The sequence below is a fragment of the Micromonospora vulcania genome (genome assembly GCF_042658605.1).
Classification (GTDB): domain Bacteria; phylum Actinomycetota; class Actinomycetes; order Mycobacteriales; family Micromonosporaceae; genus Micromonospora; species Micromonospora vulcania.
Map to the genome: position 1 here is coordinate 230,252 of NZ_JBHSQS010000004.1, position 23,742 is coordinate 253,993.

A 23,742-nucleotide genomic window follows, 5' to 3' on the forward strand; every position below is an offset into this window, starting at 1 on the left:
TACGGTAGAACGGACCGATGCCGACCGACCGGACCACCGACATCCTCCGCGAGCTGCTGGTCCGCCAGTTGACGACCTGGCTGCCCGCGGCCCTGCACCGCTCCCGCCGGGCCACCATCGCCCTGGGCTGGGCCGGCGACGACGCCGGTGGCGCGGCGGCCGCGCTAGGGGTGGTGGCCGAGCACGCCGACCGGTTGCGCGGCCGGCGCGTGACCGTGCTGGTGCTGGCCGACGGCGCCACGGACCTGCCGGCCCGGCTCGGCCCGATCGAGGCGGATCTGCCTGCCGAGGTCACGGTGCACGTGCTGCCCGGTACTCCGGACCGCCTGCCGGTCGCGGTGAAGGCGGCCGGCGCGGCCGGCGCTCCGCTGTTCTGTTTCGTGGACGTACCCGGCGCCGTGACCCCGGAGCTGCTCGCCGCCGCCTCCAACGGCCGTACCGGGGAGGTGCTGCTACACGCCCCTGCCGGTGCCCGGGACGCGTTGGTCGCCGCCGGCTTCCCGCTGGTGGCCGAGGTGGTGCCGGTGCTGCCGGACGGCACGGCGGCCGGCGTGATCGCGTTCGGCAGCCGCTCGGACCGCAGCCTGGAGGCCGTCCGGGACGCGCTCTGGGCGGTCGGCGCGGATCTCGGCGTGCGCTATCGCGACCCGGTCGACCCGGCGGGCGCTCCGGTCGACGTGGCCGGCGACCCCGACCTCGATCCGCTGGCCCGGGAGCTGCTGGTCGAGCTGCGCCGCGGCGGGCCACGGCCGGTCACCGAGCTGCGTCGGCACACCCTCACCGCGACCGTCTACCGGGCCGCCGACGCCACCCGCGCGCTCACCGGTCTGCTCGACGCGGGCGACGTGCGGCGTGACCGCGAATCCGGCCGGCTGGCCGGCGACGAGATCATCACCGTGACGCGCTGAACGTGGTGCCCGGGCCGTCAGATGCCGAGCGGGGTGCCGGTGAATCACCGGCACCCCGCTCGACTCCCGGGACGCTACGACCGGGACTTGTCCTGCTTCCAGGACAGCGGACCCGGCAGGTCGACCCGGTGCGCCCTGGCCTTGGAGTTCCACGACCAACGCCCGATCTTGATGCTCCAGGACGAGAAGCCGTTCTCGGTGAAGTTCAGGATCAGCGGACCGATCTTCTTGCGCTTGCGAAACATGAGGCCCATCGGAGGACTCCCTTCCTCACCGTTCCCTGCCGTGTCGAGATCCAACATGCCCGAACGGGCGAATTCCGAAACACCTTCGGTGTCCGGGCTGGACGGTCGGGCATCTCGCCCCAGGTAATCCCTATTCAACAGATAGGTGTTGCACCGGCGTAAACGCTGCTCGTGGCGGCTATCAGCGTGGTCCACGGGATCAAGTCTCATCTCCTGGAAGGTCGTTGACCGTCTATCCCTCCGCCGGCAGCATGAGGTCATGTCGCAGCGGGGAGAGCCGGCGTGACCACCGTGGAGCATCCGTCGACCGACGCCGTGTCGCTGCCGCGCCACCGGGACGGCTACAACACCACCGCCGCCCCGTCGGTGCGAGCGTGACCGCGCCGCCCACGCCGGACCTGCTCGTGCTCGACCGAGCTGCCCAGGACCTGCTGTTCCGGGCGGCCCGCACGGCCAACACGTTCACCGACGAGCCGGTCACCGACGCCCAGGTCGCGGCGATCCACGACCTCATCCGGTACGGGCCGACCGCGTACAACGGCCAGCCGCTGCGGGTGCTGCTGCTCCGCTCGGCGGCGGCCCGGGCCCGGCTCCTGCCGTACGTGTCGTCCGGCAACCGGGCGAAGACGGCCAGCGCGCCCCTGGTGGCGGTGCTCGCGGCCGACGTCGATTTCCACGAGCGGCTACCCGAGCTGTACCCGCCCCGACCTCGGGCCCGGGAATGGCTGGCCGACCGGGCGGTACGGGTCGAGCAGGCCCGGTTCAACGCGGCCCTGCAGATCGGCTACCTGGTGGTGGGCGTACGGGCCGCCGGGCTGGCCGCCGGCCCGATGGCCGGGTTCGACGCCGCCGGCGTGACCCGGGAGTACTTCCCCGACGGGCGGCACGAGGCGCTGCTACTGATGATCATGGGTCACCCCGGCCCGGACGCCTGGGAGGACCGGCTTCCCCGGCTCAGCACCGCCGAGGTGGTGCACACCCTCTGACCCGTCGTCGGCTCAGCGCGGCTCCCAGGCGTCGGGGAGAGCGGTGAGCTTGCGGACGTGCGCCGGCAGTCGGCCGCTGATGATCTCGGCGAGGCTCACCTCGTCGACCACCCGCCGCAGTGCGGCACGCACCGCCACCCAGAGGCCGGGCAGGTTCTCCGCCGCGCCCTCGTACCGGGTCTCCTCCGGGCGCTGGCCGCGTACACCGGCCAAGGGGCCCTCCACCGCGCGCAGCACCGCGCCGATCGTCACCTCGCGCGGCGGGCGGGCCAGCGTGTACCCACCCTCGGCTCCGCGCTGGGCCCGGACGATGCCGGCCCGGCGCAGATCGGCGAGGACGGCCTCCAGGAACTTGCGGGGCATGTCCTGTTCCACGGCGATGGCCTGAGTGGACAGCAGCGAGGGGTACGCGGCCGCGAGGCTCAGCGCCGCTCGTACCGCGTAGTCGCCGCGCGCGGAGATCTGCACCCCGTCATCATGCCCGGCCGGTGCCGCCGCCCGGTCCGGTGGGCGTGCCGGGGCGAGCGGCATGACCGCCGTTGCCCGGTTCGCCCGGGCTGCCCGTGCGGAAACGCCCGACGTTGGCGCTCGCCGGCTCGGCCGGCGTCCGGGGCCGGACCACCCGACCGGCCGCCGGCTGGTCCCGGGCGGCGCGGAAGGCCCCGGGGCTGACCCCGACCTCCCGGGTGAAGAACCGGCCGAAGTTGGTGGGCTCGGAGAAGCCGAGCCCCCGGCCGATCCGCGCGATCGGCTCGTCGGTCGCGGCGAGCAGCCGACCGGCCTGCAACGCGACCCGCTCGTCGATGATCTGCTTGGCGCTGCGCCCGGTGACGGCCAGACAGGCCCGGGTCAGGGTCCGTACCGAACAGGCGAGCCCGGCGGCGTAGTCCTCCACGCGGCGGGTGTGCTGGTAGCCGTGCTCCACCTCGCGCAGGTACCGCTGGAACGTCTCCACCTCGGGCCGGAACGCCGGCTGGTCCGTGGGGCCGGGCAGGGCCAGCCGCAGCAGCAGCACCGCGAGCTGGTGGCGGAGCAGGGGCCGGGCCGCCGGTTCGCCGCCATGCCGGTGGCAGTCCACCGCCAACTGGCTCACCTCGCTGATCACGGCGTCCTCGTCCTCGCCGGCCAACTGCCGCCAGGTCGGCGTCGCGTCCGGGTCGACGTCGAGGCCGTTCGTCGCCTCGGGGGCCCAGCCGACCACGGTGGCGTCGAACTGTGGACCGAAGCAGCGCAACACCTGACCGGCGCGCACCCGCAGCAACGTGCCGGGGCGACAGGGCAGCAGGTGGAAGTCCAACTCGGCGTCGCCGTGCCCGCGCGTGGTGAGGATCAGCAGCTCCCGCTCGACGAACACCGGTCGGTGCCAGCCCGGGTCGTGGGCCAGGTCGGCCAGCGCGAACGTGGCAATCTCGTCGGGTACGGGTGGCGCCGTGCCGATCGTTGCCGCGGGGAGGGGGCCGGTGGAGACCATCGCCTGCGACGGTAGCCCGAACCGCAGGTCACCGCATCCCGATCGACGGTGTCCGTCGGGCCGTGTCCCGTGGGACGCCACGGGTTGTCGGGATCCCGGCGGCCGGGCTAAGTTACCGATCGGTTGCGCCGTCCGGGCCGTGGTCCGCCCGGGCCTCGCCGGCCGCCCGCCGAACCGGCGGGACCCTGCCGACTCGCGATGGGATGGGCATGACGCAGCTGTTCTCGGTCGAAGGCAAGACGGTCCTGGTCACCGGCGGGTCGCGGGGGATCGGTCTGATGATCGCCCAGGGCTTCGTCCGGGCCGGCGCACGCGTGATCATCTCGTCCCGCAAGGCGGATGTCTGCGAGGCCGTCGCCAAGGAACTCTCCGCCGAGGGCCGCTGCGAGGCCATCCCGGCCGACCTGGGCACCGACGCCGGCGCCGAGGAGCTGGCCACCGCCGTCCGGGAGCGTTTCCCCCGCCTCGACGTGCTGGTCAACAACGCCGGCGCGACCTGGGGAGCGCCGCTGGAGAACTACCCGGAGGCCGCGTTCGACAAGCTCTGGGCGGTCAACGTCAAGGCCGTCTTCCGGCTGACCACCGCGCTGCTGCCGGCGCTGCGCGCCGCCGCCACCGCGGAGGACCCGGCCCGCGTGATCAACATCGGGTCGATCGACGGCGTCCGCGTGCCGTGGATGGAGGTGTACGCGTACTCGGCCACCAAGGCGGCCGTGCACATGCTCACCCGCAGTCTCGCCCACCAACTGGCCGGCGAGAACACCACTGTCAACGCGATCGCGCCCGGGCCGTTCGAGAGCAAGATGATGGCGTTCGCGCTGGACGACCCGACGAGCCGGGCCACCATCGAGCAGCAGGTCCCGCTGGGCCGGATCGGGCGTCCCGAGGACATGGCCGGCACGGCCATCTATCTCTCCTCGCGGGCCGGCGCCTACCTCACCGGCGCGGTCATCCCGGTCGACGGCGGCATCACCACGCACGGCTGAGCACCGGCCGCCCGGGGTCGGGCGGGTCCGCGTACCCCCAGGTGTGCCAGGGCCGCGCGGACTCGGCAGATCCGCGCGGCCCGGGGATGGCCGGTGTTGCCCGATCGGGCGGTGGTCAGCGACCGGCGAGCAGCCGGTTCACCGCCGTGTCGACGTCCAGGTGCTCGGCCTCCCGGCCGCGCGGGACGACGACGTAGGTCCGTCGAAGGAAACGCACCAGAACGCTGCGCGGCACCTCGAAGAGGGCGTTGCCGTCCGGTGACGAGAGGGCCAGCGCGACGAAGTCGCCGCGCGGGGTGGCCCAGGGCCAGACCCGCACGTCTCCGATGCCGGCCGGCTCGTCCAGGCCGGTCACCAGCAGTTCGCGGGCAAAGGACCAGCTCACCGCCTCGCCACCGGCCGATTCGGCATGGAACAGGACATGGACCGCATACGGATCAGCAGGGTCGTAACGCAGACTGGCACGCACCGGCAAGGCGGTGGCGTCAGGTGCGACGAGCCTTAGCGACGTCTCGACCTCTACGGTCGTCGGTCGAATGACACTCATGGACGTTCTCCCCCCGGCACCGCTGCGGAACGCGCGTGTCCCGCTTTTCCCATACTCAGGTGCTACTCCTGGCTACGCTCCGCCATACGCTGACTTCACCCAGTGGTGGGAAGGGGGTCGGAAAGGCCGCGTGAATCTGAGGATTCATGTAGGATTTCCGGTTCTGCCCAGTGCGTGATCCCGCCCGGCATCGGGTGGTTCAGTCGTCGACTTACTCCGGTAACGTCCAGTCGGCCGTTGCAGTGACGGGCCCGGGCGACACTGGGGGGTGAAATGGTCACGAACCGATCCTCAGTGGATCCGGTGGCCGCGTCCGGACCGCCGAATATCGGGGCCCGAGCAGCCGAACAGCGGGGGTACGAGGTGCCGATGGAGCAGCCCGAGCGGCTTGGCCGGCCGGCGTCCGACGCCGGCCGCTCCGGTGCTGCGCCGACGGGTGGTGGCACGGGCCGGGCCGGTGGCCCGGTAGCGGTGGCGGAGCCGCCGCGGCGACCCCGTTGGCGAGAGCGGATCTCCACCACCCTCGATCTGATCCGGGCCAACCCCACCGGCCGGATCGCACTGAAGATCTTCATTGCCATCGCCGGGGCTCTGGTGGTGACCATCGGCATCGCCCTCATTCCGCTGCCGGGCCCGGGTTGGCTGCTGGTGATCGCCGGGCTCGGCATCTGGGCCGTCGAGTTCCACTGGGCGCGCAGGCTGCTCGCCTTCACCCGCCGCCACGTCCACGGCTGGACACAGTGGGTGAGACGTCGGTCACTAGCGGTGCGAGTCGTGCTCGGGTCCGTTGGCCTGGTGTTCGTGGCCGTGGTGGTCTGGCTGTCACTCAAATACAGCCTCGGCATCGACCTGGTCGCCAAGGTGATGCAGTACCTCGCGACGCACTGACCCCGGATTTCCGGTCTGGCTCCAGGGTCGGGTAGAGTTACCGGCGCTGAGGGCGATTAGCTCAGTGGGAGAGCGCTTCGTTCACACCGAAGAGGTCGCTGGTTCGATACCAGCATCGCCCACCCTTGGTTTGCGCAGGTCAGAAGCCCGTTACCGGAGTAGCCGGTAACGGGCTTCGCTGCATGTGCGGCTTACATTGGGAGCAGATTGGGAGCAGCGGCAACGGTCATGATCAGCTGCCAATCAACGACCGTCGCCTTGCACCGTCCATGGATCAACAGGTAGAACCACCCAATGAGGACGCCGATGCGGGCGATTGACGCCATGTCGTTCTGCTTTCCATTGGCCGGCGCCGCAGGCATTCCCCAGCCGCTCAACTCGACCCTCGCCGTAGCGGCTCTGGCAGTGTGCGTAGCTCGCTGAGGAGGTCACGCACCTCAGGAGAGCGCGCGCCGACGGGGGCGAGGTCATCGTGAAGCCGGCGTAGAAGTGCGACGCTGCGGACGGAGCTGACGGCGGGTAGACGGCTGAGAGCGATCTGGGCCGTGCTGATTGCGAGATCGAGGTCGCCGGCGGCGTTGTGGGCGAGATTAAGCCAGGCGCCTCTCGGCGGCAGCAGGAGGGTGTCCGCACATGTCGATGAGCGTGCATCGGAGTTTCCCGTTCAGTCCCCGAACGGACGGCGGAACGCCGCGGGCTGGGGCTACTTGCTGCCGCCTTCAATGAGGACGCCGAGGCCATCGAGGACGCGTTGAAGTCCGAATTCGTAGGCATGGGTAGGGCTGTAGGCGCCACGGTGAGCCGCGCCTGCGGCGGCGCCGACTCGCGTGGCGGTCGGGTACTTGGTCTCGTCGAAGACGTGCGCCAGGAAGGGTGCGTTCACGGCCCACCACTGCTCATCACTCATGGCGCTGTCTCGCTGGATGGCGGCGGCTTCCGCGGCCGAGCGTGCGGAGGCTTGGACGAAGCTCAGCAGGTATGTCAAGGCCGCGTCCATTTCGACGTCGTCGAGCCCGAGACCCGCGAAGGCCGTCAGTTCGTGCTCGTACTTGGCCATGAGGCCAGGTCCCAGCGGCGGGCGGCTGGTGGAGATCGTCGCCGCCCAAGGGTGCCGCTCGTACAAGTCGCGGTTTTCTTGAGCGACCGCTTCGACCCGTATCCGCCACGGCTTGTTGGACAGGTCCGTACGCGCCATCTGGGCGTAGACCGTGTCGAGCATCAGGTCGAGTAACTCGGCCTTGCCTGGAACGTAGGTGTAAAGCGACATTGGCGCGACACCGAGCGCTTGGGCGACCCGGCGCATCGTCACAGCCTGCACACCTTCCGCGTCTGCCACCTCGATGGCCGCCGCGACAACCCGATCCACGGTGAGGCCCTGACGGGGGCCTCGCTGGTGGCCCCTCGTGCTGGGATCGCGCCACAGAAGCTCCAGAGTCCGTGCCGGACCACCGCTGCTGCTCCCGTCGTTCCCCATAGGACCGTCCCTCCGGCATCGTTTCGTACGACGTACACTGTACGGTGTACGAAGTTTAACGCTAGCGCCAACCTCGACCCGGAGGCCTCGTGAAGATCACCTCATCGGCCGTGTCGCTCAACGTCGAAGACGCCGCCGCGTCCAGCAAGTTCCTGACCACCCACTTCGGGTTCCGAGAGGAGATGGCTGCTGACGGCTTCGCCTCCCTTGCCCGTGACGACGCCGGGATGAACGTCATCTTCCTACGGCGGGGCTTGAAGTCGCTGCCGGAGGACCAGCGCAACGACCACGCCACCGGACTGATCCTCGCCTTCGTCGTCGACGACCTCGAAGGTGAGCTGGCCCGTCTGCAGGCCGAGGGCGTCCCCATCACCATGCCGCTGACCGTCGAGGAGTGGGGAGAGCGCGCCTTCCAGGTAAGAGACCCCAACGGCGTCATCATCCAACTCGTCGACTGGAACGCCCCTACCGGCGACTGACTGATTGCTGGTGCGGCGGCAGCCCAGCCGCACCAGCCGCCCCACCAGAGAAACTCTCGCCGGAATGGTTTCGCCGCCCCTGGAATGCACGCTCATGCCGCGATCCGTGCGACTGCGGCTGAACTGGTGGGCTTTGGTTGAGCCGTTCGGGAGCCCGCTCACGATGAGCGGGCTCCCCGGAGCCTGGCCCGGCTCGAACGGTGCTGCCATCCCTGGATCAGTGACGTGCGGTACCGGCGCCGCACGTTGGGCAGGCCGGCCTCCGAGGTTAGTGCGTCCAAGCCCTGGTAGGGGAAGTTCGTATACCTCGCCCGGTTGTTCCTGCTCCCATTCCGGTGGGGCGCTGCCGTCAGCCATGGCCGAAGCTGCGGGGAGGTGGCCGCTCCGATGGCCATACCTCAGGCCAGCGTCCGTGATCTGGCGAGGAACGACCTGTGGGGCTATCCACCGACGGTCGACCGCCGCAGCCCAGTTACGAGCCGAGGATCAGGGAGCAGGTGGGGAGCAATAGGGTGTACTAAACGGCCTTCAACTGCACTGAACTGCACCCGACGGCCCGCAACTGCACCCACCCCTGCCTACGGTTTCTCATCTCCGCAGGTCAGAGTCGGTGCAGCGTCCTGTTTCACACCGGACTGCTCTGCGGTTTTGCGACACCATCGACCACGCTTTATGTCGCCTGGTGGGGGAGTGTGCGCAGGCCAAGGCGGTAAGGAGCCTTTGGTTGGCCTGGCCTTGCAGCTGGGAGCAGATTGGGTGCAGGTTGGCGAAGAGGTCACCGCGACCGAAGAGCTCACCGGGACTGGACGGAACGGAGAAGGCTGACCTGCGGCGTTACAGGCGTCGGCCCGGCGTGACCTCCCAGGGAAAACCGAAGTGGTCAGCGTTGGCCGCGCTCCCCGCCTGTCTGCCGCAGCGTGTCGCCCTGGGCCGGTGACGCCAGCCACCGGGGCCGTCCTCAATCGACGTGCGGCTCTAACTCCGCCGTGGCGGGATCGGTCGGGATTCCGGCAGCTGAGACTCGAATCCCACGGGCAACCTCCTCACCAGGGCTTTCTGCTCGGCGATTTCTTCGGCGATCCCGAAGGCGTCAGCATCAGTGGCTTTTGCGGCTCGCGAGTGGCGCGGAGGTCATCGAATATCCCTGATCGTGTGGCGCGCGCAAAGCCGCTCGCCGGGGTCCGCCAAGGCGGACAGCACGTGATACGTAACAGTGAGTGCGGTTCACGTGTACCCTGTCTTCCCGTGAGGCGCACAGAGGGGACGTGATCGATGTCTGGGGCGACGATCAACGGACAGACCTTCACGTTGCAGGACTTGTTCGATCGTGCGACCTACGACATCGACTACTACCAGCGTGAGTACGCCTGGACCCACGAAGACATTCGCACGCTGGTCAACGACCTATGTGCGCAGTTCGAAGAGGCCAAAGCGGACCCCCGGACAAGGCGCGGCATACATCGCGCCGACCCCTACTTCCTGGGCCCGTTCGTCTATTACGAACAGCGCCGCGGGCTTCGGTTTCTTGTCGACGGTCAGCAGCGCTTCACCACACTGCACCTGATCTTCATGCACCTCTACCGGCAGGCACTCGCACTCGGGAACCGCAACGCGGTCGACAAGCTGGTCCGTGTCATCCGCGAACCGCACGTCGGCGGCTGGCGCTTCCGCATCAACATCGCCGAGCGCCGCGACGCACTGCAGGCGCTCTATGACGGACGCGATTACGAGCCGCCGCTGGCTTCGTCGCTCTCACTACGCAATCTGTGCACCCGCAGCGAGGAGTTGCGTGAGCTGCTCGAAGCGCGGATTGAGGCCGAGGACGTTCCCAGCTTCGTCGACTGGATCCTGAACCGGGTCCTCCTGGTCGGCATCGAGGCGCCGAGCCGGGACAGCGGCTTCAAGATCTTCGAGTCGATGAACGACCGCGGCGCCCGGCTCACCCCGGTCGACCTCCTCAAGAGCTATCTGCTCTCTCGGGTCGGCCACGACGAGGAGGAACTGAACCTCCAGTGGCGCAAGATGCTCGCCGAGCTGACCCCCGCTCGCGACGACCCGGGTGCGCCGAGCCGCTTCCTGAAGGCCGCACTGGTGGCCCATCACGGCCGCCTGGACGAAGGCTTCACCGACGTCGAGGACATCAACTCGTCACTGCACTTGTGGGTTAAACGCAACGCCGAGGACCACCTGGCCCTGCGAGGTCCACACCAGTTCTTCGGATTCGTCGAACGCCTCATCCGCCTGGCCAGCACCTACCGCACCTTCCAGTCCGCCACCCACCAGCTCGACCGCGACCACGGTCTCGAAGCGCTCTACTTCAACAGCATCAACGGACTGTCGAACCAGATGGCGTTCGTCCTGGCCGCGATACGCCCCGGCGACACGCTGACCGTCGCCAAGGAAAAGGCGCGCCTCGTCGCCAACTTCATCGACCGCTGGTATGTCGTCCGGGTACTCACGGACGAGTCGGCCCTCGACCGGGACCTCGACGAACTCATGCCCAGGCTCATCCCGCAGCTTCGCAAGTGCGAGCGGCCGGCCGACGTGGCGTCGTTCCTCGTCCACGAACTGCCCGACGACCAGAGTTTTCACCCCGTCACGTCGTTCGGGCTGCGGGGCAACAACTCCGCACAGGTCAAGTACCTGCTCGCGCGCCTTACCGCCTTCGCCCAGACCGGCTGGGGGGAGCGCGACCTCACCGACGACTACCTGGCGTCGGACCGGCGGTGGCAGATCGAACACATCTTCCCGAATCGACCCGAACGGCATCCCGAGGTACCCGACCCGATCGAATTTCGCCTCTTGCGCAATCGCATCGGCGTCCTGGGCCTGCTCAAAGCCAGCGTCAACGCGAGCCTCCAGGACACCCCGATCGAACGCAAGATCGAGGTGTACCGCAGTGAAAACCTTCTCCTTCGCTGCCTGCACCCGATGTTCCAGCAGAACAACAAGCCAATGCGGACCTTCATCCAGCTGCACGACCTGCAGGGTCACCTGCGCCCGTTGGGCTCGGGCGGGCTGCGCGCCGCCGTCACCGTCCGCGAAGAGCTCTACCGACGCCTCTGCGCGGCCGTCTGGAGACTTGATCGGCTTGGCTTCTCCGTCGAGGCACCGGCAGCCGATGCCGCTCCCGACACGGTCACCCCGGCGGCGGTCGTCCCAGCGCCGAGGAAGCCCGCCGGACGGCTGACGGACGTGCAACGCATGCTGCGAGACGGCGTTCTGTCCGCAGGCACGGTTCTCACCGCCGTCGTTGGGAACGCCGAGGTCACGGCGACCATCGAGGCCGACGGAGCGATCCGCCTCTCTACCGGTGAGGTCTTCCGCAAGGCCGATGACGCAGGCCGAGCGGTCAAGGGACGCCGCTGCGAAGGCATGAAGTTTTGGCAGGTGAGTCGGCCCGACGGTGCGCGAGTGTCTCTTCGCGAGCTTCGGGACGCTGCATTGGCGGGTAGCCACCCGATCTGACGTCAGGCAAGATCAATTCGCGTACGGCGAGGTACAGCACCGGGTCGACGGCTCCGCCTTCGCTGCGGTCTCCGTCGAGGTCCACCTCGAAGTGCAGATGCGGTCCGCTGCTGTGGCCGGAAGACCCCACGCAGCCGATGACCTGCCCGGCAACGACCTGCTGGCCGACGTTCACGAGCGGGCGGATGAGGAGAATCTCGGCGTCCGCGTCGAAGGGGGTGGTGAACTGTCCGGTCCGGTCGCGGATCAACACCTTGAACCGGTCAGCCCGGCCGCCCAGGTCCACGAGCAGGTTCCGGGCCTGCTGTAGGATCCACGGCCGTGCTGGACGAGGATGGCCGTGGCCGACCGCCAGCAGCCCCGTGCCAGCTCCGGTCGGGGGAGCAGATTGGGAGCAGCAGCGTGCCCTGAACGGCTCCGAACGGCACCCAACCGCGCCGAACAACACTCAACTGCACCCACCCCTACCAGCAGGTTTCCATTTCCGCAGGTCAGAGTCGGTGCGGCGTCCTGTTTCACCGCGGAGTGCTCCGCGGTTCTGCGTATCGGTCGATAACGCTCTATGTTGCCTGGCAGGGGGTGTGCGCAGGTCAAGGCGGTAAGGAGTCGTTGGCTGGCCTGGCCTTGCAACTGGGAGCAGATTGGGGTGCAGGTTGGCGAAGTGGTCACCGCGTCCGAAGTGCTCACCGACGCCGGACAGAGACGAGGGCTTTGACCTGCAGTGATGCGGTCGATCGGTGCGGTGTGACCTCCCAGTGGATACCGAAGACGTCAAGCCTCCAGCCTCCCGATTGGCTGGTGCCGGCTGTTGAACTGGGGCCTGCCGGCGCCAATCACGAGGCCAGCCCGCATCGATGCACCGCTCTGGCTGTCGTCGCGGTGGTGTCGGTACGGATCCCGCGAGCTGAGACCCAGATCCCGCTGGCGAACCTCTGAGCAGAGCTTCCTGAACGGTGACCTCTTCGGCTCCGCCGAAGAGGTCACCAGCGCAGCTAGATTTGCGTGAGCTTCAGAGTTGCGCTGAGCGTCATCGGCGGTGGGGCAATGGGTCGTGTCGCCCCTCGGACACAAACTATTGCCCCACGGTGCGCGCTGAGATCGACTGCAGCGCGCACCGCTTGCGTTTCGGCCGCTAACGAGCGGAGCACCCGCTGGCCCAGCGACACCGCACCTCAATTCGGGCACAAAGCTGGTCGTTTGCTCCGGCGTTGGCCCAATATCGAATGACCCGCTGGCATTCCAAGCCGAGTCGTGGGTCCGCAGCCGGGGTTGGTAGTGCGTGCACTCTGATTGGTCGGCCTGTGCTCGCGAATGATGATCTTCCTGCGCTCAGGGCCAAGGCATCGGTTTCCTGAACCGTGCTTCTTTCCAAGCCGCAGCGTAGTTGAGCCCCCGGCCGACCGCGTCAGTCTTTCTCAGACGACGACAACCAGCCCCGGGGCTAACCTGCTCGGCAGGTTCGTACGGCGGTCTCCGGCCGCGATCACCTGGTTGAAGCCGCCATGCGGGGCCGCTTCACCGTGGCGCGGCAGCAACCGGTGCCGGCTCTGCCGGGTCGACCGCCAGCACCACCATCGTGCGCAGCGGCGATAGAAAGATCGGAACCCAGGCGACGGCCATGCCGACGGTGCCGCACCAGAGCGCGGCGCGCAGCGACACGTACTCCCCGACGAAACCGGCCAGCACCGAACCGATCGGCAGCGCCCCGGAAAGCACGAAACGCATGGTGGCGTTCATCCGGCTCAGCATTCGGTCCGGGGTGATGGTCTGCCGGAAGCTGACCAGCAGTACGTTGTCGATCGACGCCTTCGCCATCATCAACAGGTAGGCCACGGCGGCGGCCCACAGCCAGACGCCCTGGTCGGCGAAGGGCAGCAGCAGATAGATGGGCGCCACGCTCGTCGCGGCGGCTATCAGGGTCCGCCCGTAGCCGAAGCGCAGCGCGAGCCGCCGGGCGGCCATCGTGCCCAGGACCGCGCCCACCCCGCCCATGGCGAAAAAGACACCGACCAGTCCCTCCGGCAACCGCAGCTCCCGGACGATCAGCAGCGGGACGATGACGACGATGACCGTGGAGGCCAGGTTCACCAGAGCCCCCGATGCGGCGACGGCACGCAGGGCGGGCTGTCCGGCGACGTAACGCAGGCCCTCATCGATTTCCCGCCACAAATGCCGGGCCCCGTCGGGTACGGCAGGTGCCGGCTCCGGGCGGCGGATCAGGCACAGGCAGAGAAACGACCACAGGTACGTGACCGCGTCGACGGCAATAGCCACCGGCGCCGTCAGTGCCTGGACGAGCGCGCCGCCGGCCCCTCGACCGACGATCCGGGAGACCGCCTCGGTGCCGGCGAGGCGGGCGTTACCGGCCACCAGGTGCTCGCGTCCGACTACCGCCGGCAGATAACTCTGCGCCGCCACGTCCGAGAAGACCCGGCCCGTGCCCACCAGGAAGGCGACAACGAGCAGTTGGGTCATCGTGAGGACTCCCCACCAGCACGCCAGCGGCACCCAGGCCAGAAGCAGGAACCGAACGAGGTCGGCGGCGAGCAGAACGGGACGCCGACGCAGCCGGTCGACCCACACACCGGCCGGCAGGCCGATCAACAGGAACGCCGCCGTGGTGGCGGCGTTCAGCAGGCCCACCTGCTCCGGGCCGGCCTGCAGGGCCACGATCGCCGCCAAGGGGAAGGCGATGTAGCTGATCTCACTGCCGACTCGACTCACCGCCGTGCTCGCGAAGAGCAGTTCGAAGTCTCGATTCGCCATGCGGAGAGCATGGTGCGACAGCGCGACCAGCTCGATAGATTTAGACCAGGCTAAATCCCAGGAGGGCGATGCTCACCATCGGGTTCTCGACGTACGACCTCGCGGTGATGCGGTTCGCGTTCTCACCGATGCAGGAGATCGTCGCCAGCGTCCGTGTGCTCAAGGATCCAGCGGCGCACGCCCTGCACGTGCCGTGGGTCAAACAGGTGGCACCCCGGGTGGCCGCGGCAGCGGGCGCCTTCGACCTGCTGTTCGCCCTGGTGCCGGTGCCGAGCTGGTACATCCCCGACTTCGTCACACCACCCCCGACGACGCCGGTACCCGATCTGCAGACCGAGCTGGCGGATCTCCGCCGCATCGCACTGCAACGGGTGCGCACGGACCTGGACCGGTTGGCGACACTGCGGGACCCGGCGCGGCGGAGCGCACCCGCCGGGTGGGACGACGCCCAGGCGCGCATTGACGATGCTGAGCTGCACGCCATGTGGACCGACCCGGCGGCGGGGCTGGATCGCCTCGCCCGGCAGATGAACGACTACTGGAGGCTGGCCGTCAGCGAGTACTGGCCGCGGCTGCGTAGCCTTCTGGAAGCTGACGTGGTGCACCGCGCCCGCCGCCTGGCCGACGGCGGACCCACGAGCCTCTTCGCCGACCTGGCGCCATCCGTGAGCTGGCAGGACGACCAGCTCACGATCGTCCATCCACGCTTCGTCGGTCACCGCCAACTGGACGGCGAGGGCCTGCTGCTCGTCCCGTCGGCGTTCGTCTGGCCGACCGTCTTCTCCAGCACGATGCCACCCTGGCAACCGACCCTGACCTACCCCGCCCGCGGCGTGGCGACACTGTGGGAGAAGCCGACCACCGCGGCCGCCCCAGCGCTGGAACGGGTGATCGGGCGCTCGCGCACCCGGCTGCTGCTGGAACTGGACGCACCAGCCTCCACCACGGAACTGGCCTACCGCACCGGACTGACGCCGGGAGCCGTCTCGCAACACCTGGGCCTGCTGCGGTCGGCCGGCCTGGTGGACGCGTCGCGCAGCGGCCGGCTGGTGCTGTACTTCAGGACCGACGCGAGCGACATGCTGCTGACCGAGGTTCGTGACTGACGCCGCCCGACCAATAGATCACTCGCGGTGAGCAACTGGGTACGGTGGATCCGGTTTGATCCACGTACGACGGTGCGGGTCGATCCGGGTTCGCCGAGGTCGCCCGAGGCGCACACGTTCGCGCAACCCGCTCCCCGTGGGTCCTTTTCACCCGGCCTCCGTTCGCGGCGACCTAACGCTGTGTTTGAACTGGCCAACCTGTTAAGTGTTGCTCCACCCCATCATTAAGCGGTGCTGGAGGTGGGACCTTGCTGATCGAACTAATAGATGGCTAACGTTGAGGAGAGCAGAAAGCCCGATGAACCGCCGCCGCACGACAGACTATTTGCCTCGTGATGTATGGGGCCGGCAGCCGGCCGGGCCGCGCGGCCGGCATGCCGCGCGGCGTAGGCGAGCGCACGCCGGTCGCGTCGGCGAGCTGGCGGCGTGCGCGGGGCTGCGGTTAGGGCGCGCCTCCGGCGCGGGCGCTCCGGCTCCAGGATGAACGGGCCTGCGCTGGCGGGTCGCGGTCGTGGGTGGGTGCGGTAGGCCCTGCCGTGTGCCATTGACCCGGCAAGCCGGGCAGACCACCGCCCGACCCGCCAGCGACCGACCGTGCGTCAAGGCCGTCTTGACGTGGCGGGTCGGGCGGCGGCCCGCTCCCGAAGAGGGCGGGTCGATGGCACACGGGATGGGGTGGAGCGCCGCACGTGCGGGCATCGGGCGGCCTCTTGGCGTTTGACCTGTTCGCGGATGTAGTCGTGGACCTATTCGGAGAGGATGCAACGGTATTGCCGCTGAACACGGCGTTTCCCCAACAACGGTTGTCTATTGTGGTGATTGGTCTCCTGCGCTACCCTCGCAGGCATGATCAAATTAACGGGGAAGATTGCCCTCGGGCTAGCCACGGCCATCGCTGCGGTGGGGCTCTCGCCGGTACCGGCTTTCGCCGTGCCGAGCGGCTGCCACGCCGGCACGAACGGTGGGAATGGGGCTTATGCGACGTGCACTGCTGGATACGGTCAGTACTGGGTATGGATCAAGTGCGGGAACGACAACGGCAGGGTGACGACCCTGACGGGGCCCATCAGGGATCGGGCCAGCGACGGTAGCACTTGGTCAACGAAGTACTGCAATAGCACTTACCCGTACCGGATGAATTACGGATACAGCGTGCAGTAGGGAACTGCATGCGGCGAGCTGTCGTTGCCGCTGCATGAGCCGGCCCGAAAGGTGCCGCCGTGCCGCCGTGGCGACTACGGCGGCTTCTTTCGATTAGCCTCGGTCTTTCCTCAGCTACATCTTGCACCTCTGTGTCCTATACGGCGCGGGGGCCTGCAGAGCAAGATCCGGAACATGAACGGAATGATCAAATGTCATGCTGAGTGGTCGTCAGCGTATGCCCTGACACGCCAAGGGTGTCCTGATGGCGCTGCACACTTCCTGAACCGGTGCGGCAGCAGCGCCGACGGCGTCAGCCAGGATGAGGGCAACCGGCGGCGGTCGGCCAGTTCAGTCCGGCTGCTCGCGCAGCTCATGGCCTCGTGATCATTCCTTCAGACCGAAGAGGTCGCAGGTTCGATAACAGCATCGCCCACCTTTAGTCCGTGCAGGTCAGAAGCCCGTTACCGGAGTAGCCGGTAACGGGCTTCGCCGTTTGTGCTGCTTGAAATGGGAGCAGATTGGGAGCAGCGACCGCGGGCGGGTGGTCCAGGGCGGCCACATGACAGTTCGATGATTCGAGAGTCCGACGTCGCTGTTCGGCACGCCAGCGCCGGCAGGGTCATGAGGGCTCCGAAGAGGCCTGGCCTCGCACGAGGTCCCGATCAGTCAGGTGGTCGGCGCTGTCTTGGCCGCCCTGTGGCACCTGGGTGGGCCGGTCAAGGTTCCGAGACGGGCTCGGCCGAATGGAGGCGAGCCCTTCCGGGGGTGCCCACAACGTGTCTGCCTCGTCACCTCCTCGCTGGTGCTGGACGTTCAGACATGAGGTCGGAACGCGGATACGCCGCGGTTGCCAGTGAACCGTCCCCGCTGTCTGCAACAGGGGTGCCCGTGGTGGCCATAGTGTGGTGTGAGCCATCAGGAACGGCCGTCGGACGAGGAGTTGTGGTCTTCGATCACCGCTGGTGACGAACTCGCGTTCGGCGCGTTGTTCGACCGGTATTCCCGGGTGGTCTACAACCACGCGTTCCGGCTGTGCGGCGCGTGGTCGACCGCGGAGGACGTCACCCAGGCGACGTTCCTTGTCGCTTGGAGGCGTCGGGGTGAGGCCCGTCTGGTGGAGGGTTCGGCGTTGCCGTGGTTGCTGGTTGTCGCGACGAACGCGGTGCGTTCGGAGTGGCGATCGGCGCGCCGGTGGCTGGCGTTGCTGCGGCGGTTGCCGACGGAGCGACACGCTGACGGCGATTTCGCCGACGAGGTGGCCGGGCGGTTGGACGACGAGCGGCAGATGACTGAGCTTCTTGCGGTGGTGCGGCGGCTGTCGCCGGCCGAGCGTGAGGCGGTGGCGTTGTGCTTGTGGTCGGGCGTCTCGTATTCGGACGCGGCGGCTGTGTGGGGGATCAGTGAGGTGGCGGTGCGGTCGCGGGTGAGTCGTGCTCGCAGTCGCCTGGTCGGGTTGATGCCTGAGGAGATCCGGGAGGGGACGTGGTAAACGAGTTCCTTGATCCGCCTGCGGAGCGTGATTTGCCGTCGGGGACCGCGGGCGCGATGCGGGCGCACCTGCTTCGCGTGGTGGGTCGTCGCCCGGCCCGCGTGCCAGCGGTCAGGACCGCCCTGGTCGCGGCCGTGTTGTTGGTCGTCGTATCGGGCGTCGCGGCCGTGCTCGGGGACAGGCCGGACGGCTCGGGCGTCCAGGTGCTGGCTATGGGCTCCGCTGAGTTGTCGCCGACGTTGAGCGACGCGGCGGAGCAGTGCCTGCGCTGGAACACGCCGGGTCGGGGGTCGGGGCTGGAGGAGGGTTTCCCGCACGTGTCACTGTCGCTGGCTGACCTCGCGGTGGCGATCGAGCGTGATGATCGTGCGCTTGTGTTGTTCATGAACGATGTTGGTTTCTCGACGTGTGACCTGCAGTTTGATGCAGGCGACGGGGAGCCGTCCGGGGGGAGTGCGACCGATCGGTGGCCACACGGTGAGTGGCTGCCAGGTCCGGTGCAGAGGCTTCTGCTGACCTCCACCGAAGCCGACGGCGGGGACGTCAACGTCAGCGGTCGAGTCAGCGAACGCGTCGAGCGACTGGTACTCGATCACGGGGACGGTCACAAGACGGAAGCGCGCCTCGCCGGTGGAGCATTCGGACTGATGACGACCGGGGGCCGACTCAAGGCCGATGACGCCCCCGAGCTGGTCAGCTACGACGCCGGGGGAGCCGAGATCGACCGACGCCCACTGTTCCAAGCCGAGGACCAACTCGCTCAATGCTATGCCACCCCGGACGGCACGCGGATCTACGGCAAACCGACAGACCATTGCCTGCCTGTCGAGCAGTGGAAGCGGTGACGCATCGAAGCGGCAGCGTTCATTACGCCACGAGGAGCCCCAGTGTCAAGACAATGTGCCGCTGGCGCACCGTGGCAGCGAAAGGTTTGCCGATCATGCCCGCGACCAAGGGTGCGACGCCGATAAGCCGTGGCGCAAGCTCCTGACCGCGCTCAACGAAGAGTGGTGTCGTGGTCCACTTGAGCGGTCATGGCGGGGACATGTCCGGCGTTCCGGGCTGGCTTGCCTTGGGTCCCTTCCGGCTTGCGGGCACCAGGGCTGCGCGGCTGCTGACTCGGCGTTCGATCCGTAGCGGTTGGGACGCGGGCTTGTGGTGGAGGCCCGGCGGGGCGGGCGTCGCGGATGCGAACCTGATATCCATGGAGCATCGGATGGAAATGGTGGAAGCCATTGTGCACGCACTGCGCCTCCGGGGGCTGGCTGTGCCTACCCGGTGGCTAGCCGCCATGCTGCGTAGGTAAACCCGATGAGCAGCGCGGCCGCTAGGACGAGCCGGAACAACGAGAGAGTTCCCGTCAACTCGCTGTTCAGCGACTCCACGGTGCCGGGGAGTTCCGGTATCGATGAAGGTCGGAATACCAACGCGCCGACCCGACCCTCACGTACTGGGATGGAGTTGCGGACTCGTCGTCCCGGGTTTCCGTTGCGACGAGGCACCCAGGCCACGACGTCGACGGTGCCGGCTGGGACCGCGACGTCGTACGGATCCCACCCGGGCAACCGATATTCGATGTCCTCGACGGCGATGACCGGCGCGGCGTCGTCGGCATAGGCGTCTTGGTCGAGCCACCACTCGGGCTTGACCGGAACGACCCGTAGTACGCCGTGCTCCGACGCGATCGGAACCGTGACAGGCGCAGCCCTTTTAGCAATCAGGTCGCGAACAACGTTCGGGGTGAGCGCTTTGTTGGGCACGAAGAACAGCTTCGCGGCCAGGTTCGGCCGCAAGACGGCCATGAGTAGGAGCAGCGTGACGAGCAGCGCGCCGCCAGACGCGAGATAGAACCCGATCATGGCCAACAACCGGCCGACAAGCCACCTGTCGCGAAAATGCTCGGCAAGCACCAAGAGGCCGACCGCCGACCCGCCGAAGACGACGAGGGCGGCCGGAATGCCGACGGCAGCGTTGGCAAGAACTCTCCGACCGGCCTCCACGCCTCCGACCCTAACCATGGTCAGCAACGCGCCCCCGCGACCAACGGCGTTGAGGCTTCCGCGTGCCTTGATACCCGCGTATCCACAAGGGCGGGTCGACGGCGACGGGACGGCGAGGTTCCGCTGGCTGGGTCAATTGGTGGGGTCGCCACATCTTGGCGGCGGCTGCGGGATGGCGGCTGCGTCGATCGTTTGGACAAGGGCCGTCAGAGTGGGTCGAGGCGGCGCTTGAGCAGGCAGAACTCGTTGCCTTCTGGATCGGCGAGGACGTGCCAGGACGCATCCGCAGGCTGACCGATGTCGACGAGTTTGGCCCCGGCGGCCAGGAGGCGCTCGAGCTCGGCTTCCTGATCGCGGTCGGTGGGGTTGACGTCGATGTGCAGCCGGGCATGCCCGTTCTTCGGCTCGTCGTTGCGGATGAGGAAGATCGTCGGCTGCGGGCCGCCGAACCCTTCGCGCGGGCCTATCTCGATGTAGACCCCCTCTTCGCGATCGAGCAGTACGAAGTCCAGGACCTCGCACCAGAACCGCGCCAGCACCTCGGGGCCGCGGCACGTGAGCACGTGCTCACCGATACGGCATGCCACTGACGAAACCTACTCTCAGCATGGGACCTGCCGGGGCGGCCGCACGCGGACATCATGGGGCTCCCTGCAGGGCGAACAAGCTCGCGAGCCTACCGGGCGAGGCGAGCGGGGCTGGACGACAACCAGGTCCGCAGTGCATCAGACACGGCCTGGCTCCCGAGTCGGGTGCGTTCGAGGTAGGCGATGACTCTCAAGCCCCGACCGAGACCCCGGGAATTACGGAGGTTGATCCGTCAAGCCCAGTGTGCGTCTGATGCCGCCTGGGGCATGTCTGTGGTCCGGCATCGGCAGACCCAAGACGCTTACTCCTGCAGCGGGGGAGTGAGCCAGGCCAGGGGTTGTCCGCTGAGGGCGGCGTCGGCAAGGCAGTGGGCACTGGCGGTCTTGAGCGCGGATCGTGAGCTGTCGATCCAGCGCTGCACGTTGTCGATGCCTTGGTGGCGGTACTCGACGGCTTGGACGAGGCACTCCAGCTTGTCAGCGTCACGAGCGACGACAGCTTCTAGTGTCTCGCCGGCTTCGTATTCGGCGACTGCGGCGGTGATGACGTCGGCGACGGCCGGTGGGCAGGCGGCGACCTGGTCGGTGGTGACGGCGATGTTGGGTACGGCGGTGAGATAGCGCTTGGCGATGTGTGGGATGTCGGTGATTCGGGTTTCCTGAGTGTCGTGCAGGGTGCAGAGCATCGACACCCGGGCCGGGTCTGCGCCCTCCATGACGGCGAGCATCATTCCGATGAGCGCCGTTCGGAAGGAGTGCTCGGCGATGGACTCGGGTTGCTTGACGCCGGCGAACCACCAGCCGGTCCGGGAGGCGCGTTTGAGGACGCCGGCCTCGAAGATGAAATTCATCGCTCCGGCGGCGTCGTGATCGTCGGTCATCTGCCCGTCCCTGTGCCGGTGAGCCCGTCCGTCCGCAGGCTGTAGACGATAGAGGTTAGTTCCTGCCGCGACTGCGCGGAGATCCGGTCACTGTCCAGGAGCGGAACACTGCGGTCGAGGAGTGCCCGAGTCGCGGCGGGGTTGTCGGGAGCGAGGCCGCGTCGCGCGGCCAGCAACGCCCAGACGTTGTGGATGTTGAGGTCGACGAAGGGATGCCCTGGATCGAGGCGATGGACCAGGTGCCGAAGGAGGACTGAGCCATGCCAGTCAGCGAGCGCTCCGGGCATGAAGCAGTCATCGCGGTGGCGGTACGGGATCTCGCCCACCCAGTAGGCCGAGTAGTTGAGAGCCGCTCGCTCGCAGGCGTCGTCGGGATGCGCGCGAGCGATGAAGTCTCGTAACGGTTCCAGGTCACCCTGGTTAGCGAGGGACGTGACGACGGAGCGGGCGTCGGGCCACAGCGGTGACCAGGTGCGGAAGGTGGTCATGCGGCGTGCTCGGGCGGTGGTCTGGGCGAGCCAACCTGCTGCTGTCTTGGTGGGGTCCATGCCGGCGAGGAAGCACGCTTGCCGGTGCAGCAGCACGTTCCGATGCCGTCCGGCTGCGGCACGCTCGGCGAGCACGTGTAGATGAGTAAAGAACGCACGTTGCTCGTCGACGGGCAGGGTCGGGCCGGACGCGACTGGACCCCGTCGGGGATGCGCAATGGGTAGCCCTCTGGCGAAGGTCGGCGTCTGCCCGAGGACGGCCCAGAGGATCAAGTCGGTCAGACGGTGGGTGAGTACGGACCAGCCCAGCGGCTGTTCGCCGAGGTCGCAGCGGCCCACATGTTCGTTGAGGACGGCGGCGAGGATGAGGTCCGCCTCGGCGGCGTCGTCAAGTGCTGCGAGCAGGAGCGTGTTCGCGCCGAGCCGTCCGAGCCGGCGTCGGACGGCGATCGCCTGCCCGAGCGGCACCGCGGTGAATGGCCGGCGCGCGGATTCCCAGCTCTGCACGGTCACGCGATCGACGTCCAGGTCGACGGCGAGCTGCTCCTGGGTGAGCGGGATGGACTCCCGGATCAGCTTGAACAGGTAGCCGCTCACCCCGCCGCGATGTGGTGCTGATCGTCCGGGACCTCTCATGCGTCATCCCTACGTTGACCCGTGGTCGACGTTCCGCCGTGCAACCAGTGCTGCGGTAGCTCATCTGGCCTGCTCACTCGTACTGCGGGTGAGTCCAACCGCCGTCGTCGTGATCGTAGCGTCGCAGTTACCGAACGTTCCAGATCCGGTCCCGTCGTTTCGGGGTCGGCCACGGAGTGCTGCCCGGTGGAGGGAGCCGCTGATGCGGGACAGGACACCACCATGGCGACGGGTGACCTACGACCAGTACCTGATCGCCGTCGCGATGACCCTGGCACGGCGACACCGCCCGGCGTGGTTGTGGCGGAAGTGGAGCTGGATCTGCCGCTGTGGGGCCGAGCTGCCCTGTCGCAGCCGACACCGCATCCCCATCAACCGGGGGCACTGGCCAGCCGAGGCGGAGCAGTGAGCAACGAGGCCGAGCGGCAAACCCTGGTCGTACATCGGCCCGGGGAAGACGGCCAATGCGTTGGCTGTCGGGCGTGGTGGTCGCGGCTCACGCCGTACCCCCGGCAGGTGGACTGGGCGACCAGCCGGCAGGCCGGGTCGGTGCCGGCGGCGCTGCTCGGAGGCCGCGCATGACCACGCGCGGCCCGGTGCTGCCGATCTGGAGCTGCGGCGGCTGCGATGCGCCCTGGCCCTGCCGCACGCGGCAGCGCGAGCTACGCGCCGAGTTCGACGACGCTCCGATCCCCCTGGCTCTCGACCTAGGTGCCCAGCTGGTACGGGTCACCGAGGACCTGACCTGGGTGCCGGCGGGTGCGCTGCACAGACGCTTCCTCGGCTGGCTTCGGTGAGCATCCTGCGGCCGGGTGACGAGAAGTTCCACTACAACGACGGCTCGCACAAGTGGATCCCACCGGACACGGACTACGACCAGGAGGTCTGGAACGAGCAGGTCCGCCAGCACAAGCACGGCCACCTGAAAAACGAGCGCCCCAAGGTCCGGATACAGCGCCTCGTCTGATGCCAGCAGTACAGCTTCGTGGGGGCGAACGAGTCGCTGCGGCGGCACAAGGCGTAGCAGCCGTCCGCGTTGATGACCTGCCAGTGATCCCGCCACTGGTTACCCCGAACAGGCTGTGCCGGCAGCGGCGGCGCCAGCACAGCCCACTGGTGGTTCGTCAAATCTCTTCGTGCCACACAGGTCTAACGAACGGGACTCATGATCGGCGAGACGGAAGCTGAACCAGT

General features: G+C 68.1%; 23 protein-coding genes, 1 tRNA gene and 1 pseudogene. 14 read left to right on the forward strand and 11 right to left on the reverse strand.

What is annotated here, in order from left to right:
• The first annotated feature begins 17 nt into the window (after positions 1-17).
• Positions 18-908: a hypothetical protein gene (locus ACFQGL_RS08035; protein ID WP_377507741.1), complete on the forward strand. Its 891-nt coding sequence runs from the start codon at positions 18-20 to the stop codon at positions 906-908.
• Positions 909-982: 74 nt separating this feature from the next.
• Here the strand turns inward: ACFQGL_RS08035 and ACFQGL_RS08040 are convergent, their stop codons facing one another.
• The gene (locus ACFQGL_RS08040; protein ID WP_007457220.1) at positions 983-1,162 is read right to left on the reverse strand and encodes a DUF4236 domain-containing protein; all 180 of its coding nucleotides are present in this window, start codon (positions 1,160-1,162) and stop codon (positions 983-985) included.
• Between the two features lie 365 nt (positions 1,163-1,527).
• Here ACFQGL_RS08040 and ACFQGL_RS08045 point away from each other — a divergent pair, with 365 nt between their 5' ends.
• Positions 1,528-2,139, forward strand: coding sequence for a malonic semialdehyde reductase (locus ACFQGL_RS08045; RefSeq protein WP_377507744.1), 612 nt, complete (start codon positions 1,528-1,530; stop codon positions 2,137-2,139).
• Between the two features lie 12 nt (positions 2,140-2,151).
• Here ACFQGL_RS08045 and ACFQGL_RS08050 read toward each other — a convergent pair whose 3' ends face one another.
• Together ACFQGL_RS08050 and ACFQGL_RS08055 are read right to left on the reverse strand one after the other, a co-directional pair.
• A complete protein-coding gene (locus ACFQGL_RS08050; RefSeq protein WP_377507747.1) occupies positions 2,152-2,607 on the reverse strand; it encodes an RrF2 family transcriptional regulator in 456 nt (151 codons plus the stop codon).
• A gap of 7 nt (positions 2,608-2,614) precedes the next feature.
• Positions 2,615-3,610 (reverse strand): helix-turn-helix transcriptional regulator, encoded by a 996-nt coding sequence (locus ACFQGL_RS08055; RefSeq protein WP_377507750.1) that lies wholly within the window; start codon positions 3,608-3,610, stop codon positions 2,615-2,617.
• A gap of 209 nt (positions 3,611-3,819) precedes the next feature.
• On the opposite strand from ACFQGL_RS08055, the gene ACFQGL_RS08060 reads away from it, so the two are divergent.
• A complete protein-coding gene (locus tag ACFQGL_RS08060) occupies positions 3,820-4,596 on the forward strand; it encodes a glucose 1-dehydrogenase (RefSeq protein WP_377507753.1) in 777 nt (258 codons plus the stop codon).
• Positions 4,597-4,711: 115 nt separating this feature from the next.
• On the opposite strand, the gene ACFQGL_RS08065 is transcribed toward ACFQGL_RS08060, so the two are convergent.
• The gene (locus ACFQGL_RS08065; protein WP_007457244.1) at positions 4,712-5,143 is read right to left on the reverse strand and encodes an SsgA family sporulation/cell division regulator; all 432 of its coding nucleotides are present in this window, start codon (positions 5,141-5,143) and stop codon (positions 4,712-4,714) included.
• A 294-nt stretch (positions 5,144-5,437) separates the two neighbouring features.
• Between ACFQGL_RS08065 and ACFQGL_RS08070 the strand changes: the two genes are divergently transcribed.
• Together ACFQGL_RS08070 and ACFQGL_RS08075 are read left to right on the forward strand one after the other, a co-directional pair.
• Positions 5,438-6,031, forward strand: coding sequence for a TIGR02611 family protein (locus ACFQGL_RS08070; RefSeq protein ID WP_377508384.1), 594 nt, complete (start codon positions 5,438-5,440; stop codon positions 6,029-6,031).
• A gap of 50 nt (positions 6,032-6,081) precedes the next feature.
• Positions 6,082-6,153: transfer RNA gene (locus tag ACFQGL_RS08075), tRNA-Val, on the forward strand.
• Positions 6,154-6,734: 581 nt separating this feature from the next.
• Here ACFQGL_RS08075 and ACFQGL_RS08080 read toward each other — a convergent pair.
• Entirely contained in the window at positions 6,735-7,505 is a 771-nt protein-coding gene (locus ACFQGL_RS08080) for a TetR/AcrR family transcriptional regulator (RefSeq protein WP_377507756.1), read from the reverse strand.
• 89 nt (positions 7,506-7,594) lie between these two features.
• On the opposite strand from ACFQGL_RS08080, the gene ACFQGL_RS08085 reads away from it, so the two are divergent.
• Together ACFQGL_RS08085 and ACFQGL_RS08090 are read left to right on the forward strand one after the other, a co-directional pair.
• The gene (locus tag ACFQGL_RS08085; RefSeq protein ID WP_377507759.1) at positions 7,595-7,984 is read left to right on the forward strand and encodes a VOC family protein; all 390 of its coding nucleotides are present in this window, start codon (positions 7,595-7,597) and stop codon (positions 7,982-7,984) included.
• A gap of 1,272 nt (positions 7,985-9,256) precedes the next feature.
• Positions 9,257-11,452, forward strand: a complete 2,196-nt coding sequence (locus tag ACFQGL_RS08090; RefSeq protein ID WP_377507761.1) for a GmrSD restriction endonuclease domain-containing protein — start codon at positions 9,257-9,259, stop codon at positions 11,450-11,452.
• Between the two features lie 28 nt (positions 11,453-11,480).
• Here ACFQGL_RS08090 and ACFQGL_RS08095 read toward each other — a convergent pair.
• Positions 11,481-11,636, reverse strand: a pseudogene (locus ACFQGL_RS08095) (M23 family metallopeptidase); the annotation flags it as partial.
• On the opposite strand from ACFQGL_RS08095, the gene ACFQGL_RS08100 reads away from it, so the two are divergent.
• Positions 11,565-11,762 carry a hypothetical protein gene (locus tag ACFQGL_RS08100; protein WP_377508413.1) on the forward strand — a complete coding sequence of 66 codons (198 nt, stop codon included), beginning with the start codon at positions 11,565-11,567 and terminating at the stop codon, positions 11,760-11,762. The pseudogene ACFQGL_RS08095 and the gene ACFQGL_RS08100 sit on opposite strands and share 72 nt — an antisense overlap.
• A 1,205-nt stretch (positions 11,763-12,967) precedes the next feature.
• Here ACFQGL_RS08100 and ACFQGL_RS08105 read toward each other — a convergent pair.
• On the reverse strand, positions 12,968-14,218 hold the full coding sequence (locus tag ACFQGL_RS08105) for an MFS transporter (protein WP_377507764.1): 1,251 nt from the start codon (positions 14,216-14,218) through the stop codon (positions 12,968-12,970).
• 68 nt (positions 14,219-14,286) lie between these two features.
• Between ACFQGL_RS08105 and ACFQGL_RS08110 the strand changes: the two genes are divergently transcribed.
• The 3 genes from ACFQGL_RS08110 to ACFQGL_RS08120 all read left to right on the forward strand — a co-directional run bounded on the left by ACFQGL_RS08110 (position 14,287) and on the right by ACFQGL_RS08120 (position 18,801).
• Positions 14,287-15,324 carry an ArsR/SmtB family transcription factor gene (locus ACFQGL_RS08110; protein WP_377507767.1) on the forward strand — a complete coding sequence of 346 codons (1,038 nt, stop codon included), beginning with the start codon at positions 14,287-14,289 and terminating at the stop codon, positions 15,322-15,324.
• Between the two features lie 2,050 nt (positions 15,325-17,374).
• Positions 17,375-17,956 (forward strand): RNA polymerase sigma factor, encoded by a 582-nt coding sequence (locus tag ACFQGL_RS08115; RefSeq protein ID WP_377507770.1) that lies wholly within the window; start codon positions 17,375-17,377, stop codon positions 17,954-17,956.
• Positions 17,950-18,801, forward strand: coding sequence for a hypothetical protein (locus tag ACFQGL_RS08120; protein ID WP_377507773.1), 852 nt, complete (start codon positions 17,950-17,952; stop codon positions 18,799-18,801). Before ACFQGL_RS08115 ends, ACFQGL_RS08120 begins: the two co-directional genes overlap by 7 nt.
• Positions 18,802-19,227: 426 nt before the next feature.
• Here the strand turns inward: ACFQGL_RS08120 and ACFQGL_RS08125 are convergent, their stop codons facing one another.
• The 4 genes from ACFQGL_RS08125 to ACFQGL_RS08140 form a co-directional block, all read right to left on the reverse strand.
• Positions 19,228-19,956: a hypothetical protein gene (locus tag ACFQGL_RS08125; RefSeq protein ID WP_377507775.1), complete on the reverse strand. Its 729-nt coding sequence runs from the start codon at positions 19,954-19,956 to the stop codon at positions 19,228-19,230.
• Between the two features lie 206 nt (positions 19,957-20,162).
• Positions 20,163-20,543, reverse strand: a complete 381-nt coding sequence (locus tag ACFQGL_RS08130) for a VOC family protein (RefSeq protein WP_377507778.1) — start codon at positions 20,541-20,543, stop codon at positions 20,163-20,165.
• 302 nt (positions 20,544-20,845) lie between these two features.
• Positions 20,846-21,424 carry an HD domain-containing protein gene (locus tag ACFQGL_RS08135; RefSeq protein WP_377507782.1) on the reverse strand — a complete coding sequence of 193 codons (579 nt, stop codon included), beginning with the start codon at positions 21,422-21,424 and terminating at the stop codon, positions 20,846-20,848.
• The gene (locus ACFQGL_RS08140) at positions 21,421-22,548 is read right to left on the reverse strand and encodes a helix-turn-helix domain-containing protein (protein ID WP_377507785.1); all 1,128 of its coding nucleotides are present in this window, start codon (positions 22,546-22,548) and stop codon (positions 21,421-21,423) included. The genes ACFQGL_RS08135 and ACFQGL_RS08140 overlap by 4 nt, the downstream gene beginning before the upstream one ends.
• Before the next feature lie 202 nt (positions 22,549-22,750).
• Between ACFQGL_RS08140 and ACFQGL_RS08145 the strand changes: the two genes are divergently transcribed.
• The 3 genes from ACFQGL_RS08145 (at position 22,751) to ACFQGL_RS08155 (ending at position 23,515) form a co-directional block, all read left to right on the forward strand.
• On the forward strand, positions 22,751-22,957 hold the full coding sequence (locus ACFQGL_RS08145; protein WP_377507788.1) for a hypothetical protein: 207 nt from the start codon (positions 22,751-22,753) through the stop codon (positions 22,955-22,957).
• A gap of 169 nt (positions 22,958-23,126) precedes the next feature.
• A complete protein-coding gene (locus tag ACFQGL_RS08150) occupies positions 23,127-23,345 on the forward strand; it encodes a hypothetical protein (RefSeq protein ID WP_377507791.1) in 219 nt (72 codons plus the stop codon).
• Positions 23,342-23,515 carry a hypothetical protein gene (locus tag ACFQGL_RS08155; protein WP_377507794.1) on the forward strand — a complete coding sequence of 58 codons (174 nt, stop codon included), beginning with the start codon at positions 23,342-23,344 and terminating at the stop codon, positions 23,513-23,515. Before ACFQGL_RS08150 ends, ACFQGL_RS08155 begins: the two co-directional genes overlap by 4 nt.
• Positions 23,516-23,742: the final 227 nt, after the last annotated feature.

Excerpts from the sequence above, each read along its gene's own strand:
- ACFQGL_RS08035 (WP_377507741.1), top strand. The coding sequence starts at position 18 with ATGCCGACCGACCGGACCACCGACATCCTCCGCGAGCTGCTGGTCCGC.
- ACFQGL_RS08140 (WP_377507785.1), bottom strand. The coding sequence starts at position 22,548 with ATGAGAGGTCCCGGACGATCAGCACCACATCGCGGCGGGGTGAGCGGC.
- ACFQGL_RS08145 (WP_377507788.1), top strand. The coding sequence starts at position 22,751 with ATGCGGGACAGGACACCACCATGGCGACGGGTGACCTACGACCAGTAC.
- ACFQGL_RS08065 (WP_007457244.1), bottom strand. The coding sequence starts at position 5,143 with ATGAGTGTCATTCGACCGACGACCGTAGAGGTCGAGACGTCGCTAAGG.
- ACFQGL_RS08105 (WP_377507764.1), bottom strand. The coding sequence starts at position 14,218 with ATGGCGAATCGAGACTTCGAACTGCTCTTCGCGAGCACGGCGGTGAGT.
- ACFQGL_RS08150 (WP_377507791.1), top strand. The coding sequence starts at position 23,127 with ATGACCACGCGCGGCCCGGTGCTGCCGATCTGGAGCTGCGGCGGCTGC.
- ACFQGL_RS08110 (WP_377507767.1), top strand. The coding sequence starts at position 14,287 with ATGCTCACCATCGGGTTCTCGACGTACGACCTCGCGGTGATGCGGTTC.
- ACFQGL_RS08080 (WP_377507756.1), bottom strand. The coding sequence starts at position 7,505 with ATGGGGAACGACGGGAGCAGCAGCGGTGGTCCGGCACGGACTCTGGAG.
- ACFQGL_RS08040 (WP_007457220.1), bottom strand. The coding sequence starts at position 1,162 with ATGGGCCTCATGTTTCGCAAGCGCAAGAAGATCGGTCCGCTGATCCTG.
- ACFQGL_RS08135 (WP_377507782.1), bottom strand. The coding sequence starts at position 21,424 with ATGACCGACGATCACGACGCCGCCGGAGCGATGAATTTCATCTTCGAG.
- ACFQGL_RS08090 (WP_377507761.1), top strand. The coding sequence starts at position 9,257 with ATGTCTGGGGCGACGATCAACGGACAGACCTTCACGTTGCAGGACTTG.
- ACFQGL_RS08055 (WP_377507750.1), bottom strand. The coding sequence starts at position 3,610 with ATGGTCTCCACCGGCCCCCTCCCCGCGGCAACGATCGGCACGGCGCCA.
- ACFQGL_RS08060 (WP_377507753.1), top strand. The coding sequence starts at position 3,820 with ATGACGCAGCTGTTCTCGGTCGAAGGCAAGACGGTCCTGGTCACCGGC.